This window comes from Bifidobacterium sp. wkB338 (assembly GCF_003688325.1).
Lineage (GTDB): Bacteria > Actinomycetota > Actinomycetes > Actinomycetales > Bifidobacteriaceae > Bombiscardovia > Bombiscardovia polysaccharolytica.
The window spans coordinates 70521-84313 of the sequence record NZ_NPOR01000011.1; the positions used below are offsets into that span (position 1 = coordinate 70521).

Here is a 13793-nt window from a genome sequence, read left to right on the forward strand (position 1 = left end):
TTCCCTTTCTTCTCTCTCGCCCGGCGGTGTTCACGCACCGCCGGGTTCTCTTCATTTTGGGGGAAGTATCAGTGCACCGACGTTTCACGTGAAACCGCATGGCCAATGACTCGATTGAGTTCGTTGAGTCTTATACAGGACGGTAGGGCGTTTGCAAATCCAAGAGTTGTCTAGTGCTTGGCTGTGCCGGTCATCTGCTCTTTTGACTTCTGCCTCTCCTGGATTCGAAACTCAAGGTAGACGAATCTCAAAGGCGGAATCGTCAGTTTTGCACAGTCGCATTCTCAAGATTCAGGTTCTTCTTCTCTGGCATCTGTATAGGCTGTGCTCCGATGTGCGGCTCGAACTATAGGCACAAAATTAAAGGCAGCGGTTGAAGATATGGAAGAACCCCCGTCAGTTATGGCTATGACGGGGGTTCTTCACCGTGGGGAGGGGCGGCGTTCTTCTTGCCTTCGGCGGCTGAGGGAAGAGGGGGACTATCACTTTGCCGAAAGCAGTCCGAACTCCGCTCCCTCCCCGGTTCGAGCGGCCGGGTGCCGGTGCAGGGCCTGACTCATTCCCGAGGACAGGAAGAGTGGACCAAGCAGCGCGGCTATCCGACCAAGTATGTGTGGGTCACACCAGCCTTACTCCTGGGGAGCCTTGGCTGACATGGCCTTGTGGAAGACGGCCACAATGATCAGGGCCAGCAGGGCGGCCAACGCCATGACCCAGAACATGTTGGCCACCTGGGCCTGGATGCCGGTCTTTACGCCTGCCAGAGCATGCGACCCGAATTGGGGATTGGCCATGAGTCCGCTGTAGACAGCCATGCCGATGGAGGCCGAGGTGTTCATCATCAGATCCCCGATCCCGATGCCGCGGCCGTTCTGGTCCACGGGCAAAGTGGCCGAGAAGGAGTCGTAGAGGGGCGTGTAGGACATGGTGATGCCGGCAATGAAGACCGAGGCCAGCGCGGTCAGGACCCAGAAGCCTGAGGTGAGCATCAGGGCAGAACCGGCAGCTCCAGCGATCATGAGCAGGGCGGACAGGATCAGCATGGGCAGGCGTCCCATGGCGTTCATGATGGCTCCGGACAGGCAGCCCACTAGGGTAGCCACGATGTAGACGATGGTCAGGCAGAGGGAGACCTGGCTCAGGGAGATCCCGTAGATGCGGTCGCCGATCACGTTGTAGATGGGCACGCAGGCGAAGTTGAAGAAGTAGAAGACGAAGAGGGCCAGCAGGACAGCCATGTAGGCTCCGTTGGTCACGAACCCGCGGCTCAAGAAGGGGTTGGCGCCCTTCCAGACATAGCCGGCGAAGATCAGGATCAGGACGGCCAGCACCCCCAACATCCAGGTGGCCGGGAAGGAGAAGTAGACGGCCACGAATCCGGCGATAAGCGCGAACAGTGCAATGCCGAAGACATCGATGCGCTCGCCCTTGATACCGGTATCAGGCGTGTACTTGATTACCGGAGGGATCAGCAGGATGGATACCAGGGGTACCAGGAAGAGGTAGCGCCAGTCGATGGAGGTGATCAGTCCGCCGGCGAAGATGCCCACAGCGGAGGAGGCGTAGTAGACGGCGTTGAAGATGCCCAGGTAGAAGGCACGCTCCTTGTCGCTCAGGTACTTCATGGCCATGACCAGGAAGACCGAGCCGGCCACCTGACCGCCCGCGGTCTGGATCATGCGGGCCAGGACGACAGCCCAGAAGTTCGATGCGCCGAAGAAGCCCAGGAGGCTGCCGATGATCAGGGCGCCCACTCCGAACAGGGTCATCTTACGGGGGGAGATGTAGTCGCAGAGGGTGCCGTAGAGCATGCAGACCACGCCCAGGACGATGCCGGGCAGGGTGCTGATCAGTGAGGCATTGGCGGACATCCCCAGGGAGTCGCCCACGTTCTGGAAGACCAGATTGAAGGCCTGGATCATCAGTGTGCCCAGCAGGAAGATGGTCAGCAGGGCCGGCAGGGCCCGCTTGGTGCTGCGGCGGTTCTCGTCCAAGGTTGCTTCGGTGGCCGCGGTGGTGATGGATTCGCTCATGACTGCCGTCCTTCTATCGTTCGCTCTCGGTCTTGCGCACCAGGGTCAGGAGCCTGTCCATAAAGCGCCGGGTGAACCGCTCGGTGTCGACCGACAGGGCCACCTTGGTGTTTTTGACCGGGTCCAGGAGCCTGCTGGGGTCGCCGATAGTACGGGCCCGCTGCGGTCCCTCGGTCTCGACCATCAGGTTGGTGGCGAAGGTGGTGACCAGGCTGGGGTCGATGGCCACCGCGGCGGCCAGGGGGTCGTGCAGGTTGCAGCCGCCCAGGTAGACCCCGCTTTCCTTTTCGCTGATGTCGATGTAGTAGTCGGTCATGTCTGCCAGGAAGCGTCCGGCGCTGGTGCCTGTGGCGCGCAGGGCCTCGGTGTCCTCGCGGCTCATCAGAGCCTGGGTGGTCACGTCCAGACCAACCATGGTGATATCTGCGGTGGTGGCGAAGACACGGTTGGCTGCCTCGGGATCCTGGTTGATGTTGGCCTCTGCGAAGGGCCCCACGTTGCCCGGCTGGGTCAGCGTGCCACCCATCATGACGATGCTGATGCGGTCGACGATGTCGGGGGCCTTTTCCAGGGCGGCGGCGATGGTGGTCAGGGCACCGGTGGGCACCACGACCAGCTCGCCCTTGGGATAGCGGCGGACTGCGTCGATGATGAAGTCGACTGAGCTCTGCTGGCTGGCCTGCCGGTCGGTCTGTGCGGGGATTTCGATGTTGCCGGTGCCGTTGGCCCCATGGAAGATCTCGGAGTCCGGCGGAACGCTGAATGAGTCGGCCGTGCTGGGGTGATCGATCCCCTTGAAGATCGGGATGTCCTCCCTGCCGTACATGGCCAGCAGCCGCAGATCGTTGTCGACGCCTTGGTCGAGCACCACGTTACCGTAGGTGCCGGTGATTCCGATCAGCTCGGCATCCGGGGAGCCCAGGACGTAGGACAGAGCCAGCGTGTCGTCGATGCCAGTGTCCAGATCCAGGATGATCTTGCGGACGGTTTCATTGCTTGCTGACACGTTGGTCTCCTTCCCAGAAGGATGGGCGACCCCAACCTTCTGCTTACCTATGTCGTGCCTTCCCTAGGCTGATTCGTTACTGCCGTGAAACAAACAACCTGTTTGATGTAACGTTTCATCAAACTGTACGGAGCTAAACTACCTGCGGCTTGGAGGCTTGTCAAAGCGCGTCGGTGGGTGTTCGCCATCAGGGCAGAGACCTGCAAATCTGTCGGTGATCATGCATTCGCAGGTTGACGGCCGCTTTTCCGCGCAACCGACGATAATGAGGGTATGACTTTAGCGACTCCTGAACAGTATGTGGCGATGCTTGATGCGGCCAGACGGGGGTCCTACGCCTATCCCGCCATCAATGTGACCAGCACGCAGACCTTGAACGCGGCCCTGCAGGGGCTGGACGAAGCCCAGTCCGACGGAATCATCCAGGTATCCGTGGGAGGTGCTGCCTACCTGTCGGGACAGCGCCTGGCCGACCGGGTGGCCGGTTCCATCGCCTTCGCCAAGTTCGCCCACGAGGTGATCGCCCGCTATCCGAGCATCACCGTGGCCCTGCATACGGATCATTGCGCCCCGCAATACCTGGACGAGTGGGTTCGTCCCTTACTGGCCTATGAGAAGGAGCAAGTGGCTCACGGTCAGGATCCGCTCTTCCAGTCGCATATGTGGGACGGCTCCGGGTTGCCCTTACAGGAAAATTTGGCCACGGCGGCAGAGCTGCTGGAGTTGTCCCGGGCCGCCCACACCGTTCTGGAGATCGAAGTGGGCACTGTCGGTGGCGAGGAGGATGGTCATTCGGCTGCTATTGATCAGCGGCTCTATTCATCGCCCGAGGATGGCCCCAGGGTGGTTGATGCCTTGGGTCTGGGCGAACGCGGCCGCTACATGGTGGCTTTCACTTTCGGCAACGTGCACGGGTCCTACAAGCCCGGTGTAGTCAAGCTGCGTCCTGATCTGCTGGGGCAGATCCAGGCCAGGACCTCCAAAGCCATATCCGATGGGGAGGTTGGCGGCATCCCCTCCCCGAGTGCCCCTGCCGACAAGCCCTTCTTGTTGGTATTCCATGGGGGCTCTGGTTCGCAGCCGGGAGAGATCGCATCGGCCGTCGCTCATGGCGTGGTCAAGATGAACGTGGATACCGATACCCAGTATGCCTTCACCAGGGCCGTGGCAGGGCACATGTTCGCCAATTACGACAAGGTCCTCAAGGTGGATGGGGAGGTCGGCGAAAAGAGCGAGTACGACCCCCGTTCCTGGGGGCGCCAGGCTGAAGACGGCATGGCGGCGCGCGTAGTCCAGGCTTGCCAGCAGCTGGGCAGCGCAGGGCGGGCCATGAAATGAAACAGCATACGCAATCCAATTCATGCCAGCCCAGACAGGGAATGCACAAGACTGCTGCTTGGGGACTTCTGGGGTTCGGCGTATTGCTGATGCTCGATTCCTCAACGACCCCGATGAGCGGGCAGGCCGTATGGGCTCAGTCGTTGAAGTTACTGGTCGCCATCCTCCTCATGGTCTTCGGCATCTGGGTTCATGTATGCTCTCAACCCTGGGGCTACCCTCTTCTCGTGTCTGGCCATAGCTATCGAAGCCGGTCTTATGCTGGGCTCCATCATGGTATCCAGGCATAATCTTTGGATCTGCATAGGCTTTCATATAGGGTGGAACATCACTGAGGCCCTGTTGGGAATTCCGGTCTCCGGCCAGAATATTCGCGGCTTCATGGTCATGAAGGTTCAGGGGCCGACCCTGCTGACCGGTGGATCATTCGGCATCGAAGCATCCCTGATCCCGGTCATCCTAGGGTCGCTCGTCAGTGCGGCCTTCCTGCTCTGTCGGGGCCGGGAGACCATGATCGGCTCCAGGACCTGACCGGACTTTTCCGATTTCGCGTCTGCCCATGCTGATTTGAAAGGTCTGAAAGATCTCCAGCTCCATACATGGGGTTAGGCTCGTCTATGGATGGTCTGCCTTTGTTTTCCTTGAATGGCGACCAGTGGATAAGGAGCATCGTATGCCGGGAATCGTGATCGTCGGGGCCCAGTGGGGCGACGAGGGCAAGGGCAAGGCAACGGATCTGATCGGCGAGCACATGGACTACGTCGCCAGGTTCAACGGGGGCAACAACGCCGGCCATACCGTCGTCGTGGGTGACCAGGAGTATGCCCTTCACCTCCTGCCTTCGGGGATTATTCACCCGGCCATTACCCCGGTCATCGGCAACGGCGTCGTGGTCGATCCGACCGCACTCTTCGAGGAGATCGATGGACTCCAGTCCCGCGGCGTGGATTGCAGCCGGTTGAGGATCAGCGAGTCCGCGCACGTCATCGCCCCCTATCATCGGACGCTGGACAAGGTGACCGAGCGCTTCCTGGGCAAGCATAAGATCGGCACGACAGGCCGCGGAATCGGCCCGGCCTATGCCGACAAAATCAACCGTGTGGGTATTCGTGTGCACGACCTGTTCAATGTCGACCACCTGCGCGACAAGGTGGAGGCCAGCCTGCACCAGAAGAACCAGATGCTGGTCAAGCTCTACAACCGCCGTGCCATCGAGGTGGAGGCCACCGTTGAAGAGCTGGCGGGATACGCCGAGCGGCTCAAGCCCTACGTGGCCAATACCTCATTGATGCTCAACCAGGCCCTGGAGCAGGGCAAGAACGTGCTTTTCGAGGGGGGACAGGCCACCATGCTGGACGTGGACCATGGCACCTACCCCTTCGTCACCTCATCCAATTGCACGGCGGGTGGCGCCTGCACCGGTACTGGCGTGGGACCGACCAAGATCGACCGTGTGGTCGGCGTAGCCAAGGCTTATGTGACCCGTGTGGGGGAGGGACCCTTCCCCACGGAGCTGGACAACGAGCAGGGTGAATGGCTGCGCCGTCAGGGCCACGAGTACGGGGTGACCACCGGCCGCTCCCGCCGCTGCGGCTGGTTCGACGCGCTGGTCAGCAGGTATGCAGTGCAGATCAACGGCCTGACCGACATCGTGTTGACCAAGCTGGATGTCCTCTCCGGCCTGGAGACCATCCCGGTCTGCGTGGGCTACGACATCACCCGGTCCGACGGCTCCCGGGCCAGGGTGGATCAGATGCCCGTGGACCAGGCCGAGTTCCAATCCGCCCAGCCGGTATACGAGGAGCTGCCGGGCTGGCGCGAGGACATCTCCGGTGCCAAGAGCTTCGACGAGTTCCCGACCAAGGCCAAGGACTACATCCATCGCCTGGAGGATCTGTCCGGTTGCCGCATCTCTGCTGTGGGTTCGGGCCCGGGCCGCGACCAGATCGTGCAGATCCATTCTCTGATCGACTGAGGAAGATCCATGGGTCTGCCCTGCCTGACTGCCTTCCCGGGGGTGGTCGGGACAGGAATCATCATCTCTACGGACAGGCCTCTGGGAGAACGACTGCACGGGACTATCGCTGATCTGATCGAGGATTACGAGTGTGCCCTGTCAAGGTTCAGACAGGATGCCATACCTGCGCAAATGGCCCAGGCTACCCATGGGGGTAGGTTCGTCTTTCCTGACTACTGCCAGGGGCTGTTTGACCTGTATGACAGGTTGTATTCTGCTACCGGCGGGGCCTTGGACCCCATGGTGGGCGAGGATCTGACCCGTCTGGGCTACGGCATGCAGCCCACTTTCCGGTTGCAGGCCGATGCCGCCGGTCATCTGGGGCGGATCCATGGGCGGCCGACCTGGGGCAATGACCTCAGACGTCAGGGTGCTGTCCTTATGACTGCCGGTCCGGTCAGCCTTGATTTCGGGGCAGTCGGCAAGGGCTATTTGGTTGACCTGCTTGCCGATCTGCTCGAACCTCAAGTCGATGAGTATCTGATCGATGCTGGCGGCGACATGCGTATGCGGACCTCTCACCCGATCTCCATCGCTATGGAAGATCCCGGTGATTTGTCTGCAGGCGTGGGTCGGATCGAGCTGTCCCATGGATCCTTGTGCGCCTCGGCCCCCAGCCGTCGTCACTGGGCCGACCGGTCCGAGGATGCCGCAGCGGCAGGGTTAACGGCACTTCACCACATCCTGGACGCCATTGACGGCCGTCCAGTTGACCGTGTGCTGGCCTCCTGGGTAGTGACTGAGGAAAAGGACAATGAACACCCCACGGGCCTGGCTGACGGTCTGGCCACCGCCTTGTTCCTAGTGTCGCCGGATGTGCTGGCCGCCGGATTCTCCTTCTCCTGCGCCCTGATGTATGCCGACCGTCAGGCCGTGATCTCCGACGAATTTCCGGGTCGGTTCTTTACTGACCCCAACATCCATCCGTCCACATAGTGGACCAGTCTCGCTGGACCGGCCGAGATCAGGCCTATGGTCGGCACCAATGCGGATGCGCAGAGAACGCATCCGATTCGAGGATGATGAAGGGAGGTTCGCCGTGATGACCAGCTTGACAGACACCCGCCGATTCGGCACCGTGTCCGCACGAATTATTAGCCCGTCCTCACCGGCGGACTGACTCGACAATCTTCATTGTTCGACCCCGTCGGAAGGCGGGGCTGGACGCATAGGCTTCATCGCATCAGACCCTGCCAACAGCGGGGTTTTTCTATAAGGAGATGAGATGAAGTGACGGCAAACGACGCTAGTGTTGCTTCCCCGGCCTCGGCAGCCTCCGTGTCCGGCGGCACCCGTGTGACCCGTAGCTCGGTTCGCACAGTCATCGGGGCTTCCATGGTCGGCACGGCCATCGAGTTCTACGATTTCTACGCTTACGGGACGGCTTCGGCCAACTATTTCCCCAAGCTCTTCTTCCCCAAGACCGATCCGACCGTGGCCCTGCTGGCATCCCTGCTGACCTTCGCCATCGCTTTCATCGCGCGGCCCTTGGGGTCCTTGATCTTCGGACACTTCGGTGACCGCCAGGGACGCAAGACCACGCTGGTGGTCTCCCTGCTGACCATGGGCTGCTCCACGGTGCTAATCGGCGTTCTGCCCACTTATGCCACCTGGGGGCTCTGGGCCGTGGTGGTCCTCTGCCTCTGCCGGTTCGTGCAAGGTATCGGTCTGGGCGGCGAGTGGTCCGGCGCAGCTCTGGTGGCTACCGAGAACGCCCCGGAAGGCAAGAGGGCCCTCTACGGCTCCTTCCCTGAACTGGGCGCTCCCATCGGCTTCTTCCTGGCCAACGGAACCTACTTCCTGCTGGAGATGTTCTGCACTCCCGAGCAGATGCTGAGCTGGGGCTGGCGGGTGCCCTTCCTGCTTTCCGCCATCCTGGTGGTCGTTGGGCTGGCTGTGCGCGTCTCCATGCAAGAGACCCCCATCTTCCAGATGGCCCTGGATCAGCAGAAGGTCGTCAAGACCCCGCTGCTGGAGGTCTTCCGTAAGAGTTGGCGCCAGGTGCTCCAGGCCACCTTCCTGGTCGCGGTCACCTACACCCTCTTCTACACCCTGGCCACCTGGTCCCTGGCCTACGGCACCAAGCCCAAGTCCCAGGGCGGCGGCGGACTGGGCTTCACCAACCAGGAGTACCTGCTCATGCTTATGGTCTCCATCCTGGTCTTCGCCCTCTTCATCGTGCTGGCCTGCGTCTACGCGGACCGCATCGGCCGTCGCCGGGTGCTGATCGGCAGCTCCGTCATGCTGGTGGTCTTCAGCCTGGTCTTCCCCTACCTGCTCATGGCCCATCACAACACCTTCCAGGTCATGGTCTTCCTCTGCGTCGGGTTCGCCCTGATGGGCATCGCCTTCGGGCCTATCGGCGCTTTCCTGCCGGAGCTCTTTGACGCCAACGTGCGCTACTCGGGTTCCGGCATCGGCTACAACTTGGCGGCCATCGTGGGCGCGGCCTTCGTGCCTACCATCGCCACCTGGCTCTCCTCCCACTGGGGAGTGCGCTCGGTCGGGCTCTACCTGGCCGTCATGGCGGTCTGCTGCCTGGTGGCAGTGCTGACCTGCCACGAAACCAAGGATGTGGACTTCACCAAGTAAGCCCTGGATGCATCCCGCCGGCCGTTTCTTTGAATCGCGCCGGTGTCCGAACAACGAATTGCGGACAGTCCATCTGGCCATATCACGAGTATGGTTGGAGGCATACCGTATCCATTGGGTACGGATCGGGGTCAAGGACAAAATCCGTCGCCCCGGTCGAAAGAGCATCGTCCGCCTGGAACAACGACAGGAATTCACAGTATTTTGCGTTCCCCGGCCTGGAAGAGCCGGTCCGGTTGGAACGCACATAAAGGAGTGTAGATAATGGCAGCACAGATCTGGTATGAGAAGGATGGGGACCTTTCGGTTCTGGATGGCAAGAAGGTGGCCATCATCGGCTACGGTTCCCAGGGACATGCTCATGCGCTGAACCTGCGTGATTCCGGTGTGGATGTGGTGGTCGGCCTGCGCGCCAACTCCAAGTCGGTGCCCTTCGCCAAGGAGCAGGGACTAGAGGTCAAGACCGTGCCCGAGGCCACCAAGGAGGCCGACATCGTTATGATCCTGGCCCCCGACCAGTACCAGCGCAACATCTGGCGGGACGACATCGAGCCCAACATCAAGGAGGGTGCGGCAGTCGCCTTCGCCCACGGGTTCAACATCCATTACGGCTACATCAAGCCCAGTGCCGACCACCCGGTCTTCATGGTGGCCCCCAAGGGCCCGGGCCATATCGTCCGCCGTGAGTATGTCGCTGGCCGTGGCGTGCCCGTGGTCGTGGCCGTGGAGCAGGATCCGCGCGGTGACGCCTGGGACATCACCCTGGCCTATGCCAAGGCTCTGGGCGCCCTGCGCGCCGGCGCCATCAAGACCACCTTCAAGGAAGAGACCGAGACCGACCTCTTCGGCGAGCAGGATGTACTCATGGGTGGCGTCAACCACCTGGTCGAGGCCGGCTTCGAGGTGCTGACCGAGGCTGGCTACCAGCCGGAGATCGCCTACTTCGAGGTCTGCCACGAGCTCAAGATGCTGGTCGACCTGATGAACGAGGGTGGTCTGAACAAGGCTCGCTGGTCCTGCTCCGACACCGCCCAGTACGGCGATTTCACCTCCACTGTGGTGGACGAGTCCACCAAGGACAGGATGCGTCACCAGCTGAAGCGCATTCAGGACGGCTCCTTCGCCAAGGAGTTCATCGACGACCAGGATGCCGGCGCCCCCAAGTTCAAGGAGCTGCAGGAGAAGTACTCCCACGAGAAGATCGAGGAGGTCGGCCCCAAGCTGCGTGCCATGTTCTCCTGGAACAAGGACGTCAAGGATGCCGACGAGGCCCAGTCCTTCACCGGCAAGATCGCCCGCTCCCAGGTTCAGTGACCTCTAGGTTCTGTCGGAAGGACCCTGCTTGGTCTGACTGACCATTCAGCAAATGGCCGTTCCCTCATCCGGATGCAATGCCGATGAGGGAACGGCCATTTAGTTATTCCCGATACTCATATTGCAGTTGCACGATCAGATTTTTCGTTGATCGGATCGGTCATATGGATGTGTGAAATTTTCAATGCCGGAGGATATACGGCGGTGCCCCACGGATGGAATGACCATCTGCGGGGCACCATTGGTTATATACGGACGTTAAACCACTTACGGGCTGTTCTCCGCGTCTGCTGCATCAGCGGGCGGATTCGGCGCCGGACACGTCCATGTCCTTGAGGCGCACGATCTTGGTGTGGTTGACGAACTTGAAGCCCAGGTAGAGGACCAGGACCAGCACCACGCTGAAGTAGGTCATGGCCATGTGCGACCAGTTCAGGCTGAGCAGGGAGGGGATATCCTGCCCGGCGATGACGATGACGCAGAGCACCATGGCCAGAACCGGGCCGAACGGATAGAGCTTGGAGTGGTACTTGAGCTCGCTCAGATCGTGCCCTTGGAGCTTGAAGGCCCTCCGGAAGCGGAAGTGGCTCAGGGCGATGCCGATCCAGGCGATGAAGCCGGTCAGTCCAGTGGCGGTCACCAGCCACATGTAGAAGGACTGGCCGAAGATGCTGGAGGCGAAGGTGGCCAGGGACATGCAGACCGTGGCTACCAGGGCCGCCAGGGGGATGCCCCTCTTGGTGGTCCTGGCGAAGATGGCCGGAGCATAGTGGTCCTTGGCCAGTCCGTAGAGCATGCGGCTGGAGGCGTAGGCCCCGGTGTTGACGGCCGAGAGGATGGATGTCAACACCACCGCGTTCATGACGCTGGCCGCCGAGGCCAGGCCTGCCCGCTGGAAGACCAGGGTGAATGGTGACATGGCGATGTTCCCGTCAGAGGCTCCCAAAAGGTTGGGGCTGGTGTAGGGGATCAGGGCAGCGATGACGAAGATGGACAACACATAGAAGAGCAGGATTCGCCAGAAGACGTCATTGATGGCCTTGGGAACCGCCTTGCCGGGGTTTTCGGACTCGCCGGCGGTCACGCCCACCACCTCAGTGCCTTGGAATGAGTAGCCGGCGATCAGGAAGACGCTCATGATGGCCGGGAATCCTCCCACGAAGGGGGCGTCCTTGTAGGTGAAGTTCTTCAGGCCGACCGCCGGCTGGAACATGATGCCGCAGATCATGGCCATGCCGATGACCAGGAAGACGATGATGGTGGCCACCTTGATCAGAGAAAGCCAGAATTCCGTCTCGCCGAATGCGGAGACCGTCAGGGCGTTGATCAGGAAGACGATGACCAGGACCAGCAGGCTCCATATCCATCCTGGGGTGTGGGGCAGCCAGTACTGGATCAGCAGGGCGGCGGTGGAGATGTCCACTGCACCTGAGATGGTCCAGTTCAGCCAGTAGTCCCAGCCCATGGCGAATCCCAAGGCCGGATCCACGTAGCGGGCGCTGTAGGCGGCGAAGGATCCCGACACTGGAAGGTGGGTGGCCAGCTCGCCCAGACTGGTCATCAGGAAGTAGACCATGACACCCATGGCTATATAGGCCAGAAGTCCGCCGCCGGGGCCTGCAGTGGAGATGGTGGAGCCGGAGGTCATGAACAGTCCGGTGCCGATGCATCCGCCCAGGGCGATCATAGAGATGTGGCGGGTCTTGAGGTTGCGCTTGACGCTGCCGTAGCCATGATGCTCTTGCCCGGCCCGGTCGGATTGATTGGTGTTCGACGCTGCATTGCTGGTGTTCTGCGTCATGATCCTCCTCCTTTTGGCTGGGCGACGCACCGGGGAGTCCGGGGTCGTACTGAAATTGTGATTCCTGATATTGCCGGCTGGATGTCGGAATAGATTCATATGGCCGGGTCCTTGAGCCGGTCCTCGAACGCTTAGGGAGTCTATGCCATTGATATGGCCTTTCGGCTCCCGTGGTCACAATGTGTCATGTCAGCTGGCAAATCTTTCATAACGATTCAGGATCCCCGCTCAAATCCATGGTCTCCAGGGGCACGATTCGGGTATGGTGTCGGATCTTGTAGCCCAGGTAAAGGGCAAGCACCAGGGGCACGCTGATGTAGGTGACGCCGATCTCCTGCCAGTTCCAGTTGACGAAGGCCTCGATGTTTTGCCCGCCGATGACGACGACGCACAGGATCAGAGCCAGGATTGGCCCCAGGGGGAAGAGCTTGGCATGGTAGCGCAGCTCCTCAACCCGGTGGCCCTGGACCACCCAGGCGCGGCGGAAGCGGTAGTGGCTCAGGGCGATGCCGATCCAGACGATGAATCCGGTCAGCCCCGAGGCGGCCACCAGCCACATGTAGATCCGCTGACCGAAGATGCTGGCAGCGAAGGTAGCCAGGGAGACCACGAGAGTGGCGACCAGCGAGGCCATGGGGATGCCGTGTCGGGTGGTGTGCCCGAAGAAGGCCGGGGCGTAATGGTCCTTGGCAAGAGCGTAGAGCATTCGGGTGGAGGCGTAGACACCTGAGTTGGCGGATGAGAGGACCGAGGTCAGGATGATGGCGTTCATGACGCTGGCTGCTGAGGCCAGGCCCGCCCGCTGGAAGACCATGGTGAAGGGCGACATGGCGATGTCCCCTTCGGCGGAGCTGAGCAGATTGGGGCTGGTGTAGGGGATCAGCGCGGCGATGACGAAGATGGACAGAATATAAAAAAGCAGGATCCTCCAGAAGACATCGTTGATGGCCTTGGGGACCGCCTTGCCGGGGTTTTCGGATTCGCCGGCCGTGACGCCGATCAGCTCGGTGCCCTGGAAGGAGAAGCCTGCAATCAGAAAGACGTTGAGAATGGCGGGAAATCCGCCCACGAAGGGGGCGTCCTTGTAGGTGAAATTGCCCAAGCCCACGGCCGGACGGAACATGATTCCGCAGATCATGGCCAGACCGATGACCAGGAAGACGATCACTGTCACCACCTTGATCAGTGCGAGCCAGAACTCGGTCTCGCCAAAGGTGGACACGGTCAGGGCGTTGATCAGGAAGATGACCACCAAAACCAGGAGGCTCCAAACCCAGCCAGGAGTGTGGGGCAGCCAGTACTGGATCAGCAGGGCTGCGGTGGAGATGTCCACAGCCACGGTGATGGCCCAGTTCAGCCAGTAGTTCCATCCCATGGCAAAGCCTAGGGCCGGATCCACATAGCGGGCGTTGTAAGCGGCAAAGGAGCCGGAGATAGGTAGGTGGGTGGCCAGCTCACCCAGGCTGGTCATCAGGAAGTAGACCATGAGCCCCATGGCCGCGTAGGCCACCAGTGCGCCTCCCGGCCCGGCCTTGGCAATAGTGGAGCCGGAGGTCATGAACAGACCGGTTCCGATGCAGCCGCCCAAGGCGATCATGGAGACGTGCCGGGTCTTGAGGTTGCGTTGGACCCGGTCGTCGGATGCGGAGGGGTCGTCTTTCTCGCCCTGCCTGGTCGCCATGACTGCTCTTC

10 protein-coding genes are annotated in these 13793 nt (G+C 61.1%); 6 read left to right on the plus strand and 4 right to left on the minus strand.

Translation table 11 applies throughout. From position 1 onward, the window contains the following. Positions 1-629: 629 nt before the first annotated feature. Together CI603_RS01790 and CI603_RS01795 are read right to left on the minus strand one after the other, a co-directional pair. Positions 630-2033 (minus strand): MFS transporter, encoded by a 1404-nt coding sequence (locus CI603_RS01790; RefSeq protein ID WP_121912803.1) that lies wholly within the window; start codon positions 2031-2033, stop codon positions 630-632. 13 nt (positions 2034-2046) lie between these two features. Beyond that, a complete protein-coding gene (locus CI603_RS01795; protein WP_121912804.1) occupies positions 2047-3039 on the minus strand; it encodes a nucleoside hydrolase in 993 nt (330 codons plus the stop codon). A 273-nt stretch (positions 3040-3312) separates the two neighbouring features. Between CI603_RS01795 and fbaA the strand changes: the two genes are divergently transcribed. The 6 genes from fbaA (at position 3313) to ilvC (ending at position 10300) form a co-directional block, all read left to right on the plus strand. Continuing rightward, positions 3313-4377: a class II fructose-bisphosphate aldolase gene (gene fbaA / locus CI603_RS01800; protein ID WP_121912805.1), complete on the plus strand. Its 1065-nt coding sequence runs from the start codon at positions 3313-3315 to the stop codon at positions 4375-4377. A 192-nt stretch (positions 4378-4569) separates the two neighbouring features. After that, positions 4570-4908, plus strand: a complete 339-nt coding sequence (locus CI603_RS01805) for a hypothetical protein (RefSeq protein WP_121912806.1) — start codon at positions 4570-4572, stop codon at positions 4906-4908. A gap of 142 nt (positions 4909-5050) precedes the next feature. After that, the gene (locus tag CI603_RS01810) at positions 5051-6352 is read left to right on the plus strand and encodes an adenylosuccinate synthase (protein WP_121912807.1); all 1302 of its coding nucleotides are present in this window, start codon (positions 5051-5053) and stop codon (positions 6350-6352) included. Between the two features lie 9 nt (positions 6353-6361). Further along, positions 6362-7330: an FAD:protein FMN transferase gene (locus CI603_RS01815; RefSeq protein ID WP_121912808.1), complete on the plus strand. Its 969-nt coding sequence runs from the start codon at positions 6362-6364 to the stop codon at positions 7328-7330. A 399-nt stretch (positions 7331-7729) separates the two neighbouring features. After that, positions 7730-8986, plus strand: coding sequence for an MFS transporter (locus CI603_RS01820; RefSeq protein WP_195760154.1), 1257 nt, complete (start codon positions 7730-7732; stop codon positions 8984-8986). A gap of 264 nt (positions 8987-9250) precedes the next feature. Next, positions 9251-10300 carry a ketol-acid reductoisomerase gene (ilvC, locus tag CI603_RS01825; RefSeq protein WP_121912809.1) on the plus strand — a complete coding sequence of 350 codons (1050 nt, stop codon included), beginning with the start codon at positions 9251-9253 and terminating at the stop codon, positions 10298-10300. 295 nt (positions 10301-10595) lie between these two features. Here ilvC and CI603_RS01830 read toward each other — a convergent pair whose 3' ends face one another. Both CI603_RS01830 and CI603_RS01835 read right to left on the minus strand, forming a co-directional pair. Further along, complete coding sequence (locus CI603_RS01830; RefSeq protein ID WP_121912810.1) at positions 10596-12101, minus strand: amino acid permease; 1506 nt, start codon at positions 12099-12101, stop codon at positions 10596-10598. Between the two features lie 205 nt (positions 12102-12306). Beyond that, positions 12307-13782 (minus strand): amino acid permease, encoded by a 1476-nt coding sequence (locus CI603_RS01835; protein ID WP_121912811.1) that lies wholly within the window; start codon positions 13780-13782, stop codon positions 12307-12309. Positions 13783-13793: the final 11 nt, after the last annotated feature.

Coding starts and splice junctions, on each gene's coding strand:
- CI603_RS01820 (WP_195760154.1), top strand. CDS start 7,730: ATGGTCGGCACGGCCATCGAGTTCTACGATTTCTACGCTTACGGGACG.
- fbaA (WP_121912805.1), top strand. CDS start 3,313: ATGACTTTAGCGACTCCTGAACAGTATGTGGCGATGCTTGATGCGGCC.
- CI603_RS01790 (WP_121912803.1), bottom strand. CDS start 2,033: ATGAGCGAATCCATCACCACCGCGGCCACCGAAGCAACCTTGGACGAG.
- CI603_RS01815 (WP_121912808.1), top strand. CDS start 6,362: ATGGGTCTGCCCTGCCTGACTGCCTTCCCGGGGGTGGTCGGGACAGGA.
- CI603_RS01830 (WP_121912810.1), bottom strand. CDS start 12,101: ATGACGCAGAACACCAGCAATGCAGCGTCGAACACCAATCAATCCGAC.
- ilvC (WP_121912809.1), top strand. CDS start 9,251: ATGGCAGCACAGATCTGGTATGAGAAGGATGGGGACCTTTCGGTTCTG.
- CI603_RS01810 (WP_121912807.1), top strand. CDS start 5,051: ATGCCGGGAATCGTGATCGTCGGGGCCCAGTGGGGCGACGAGGGCAAG.
- CI603_RS01835 (WP_121912811.1), bottom strand. CDS start 13,782: ATGGCGACCAGGCAGGGCGAGAAAGACGACCCCTCCGCATCCGACGAC.
- CI603_RS01805 (WP_121912806.1), top strand. CDS start 4,570: ATGTATGCTCTCAACCCTGGGGCTACCCTCTTCTCGTGTCTGGCCATA.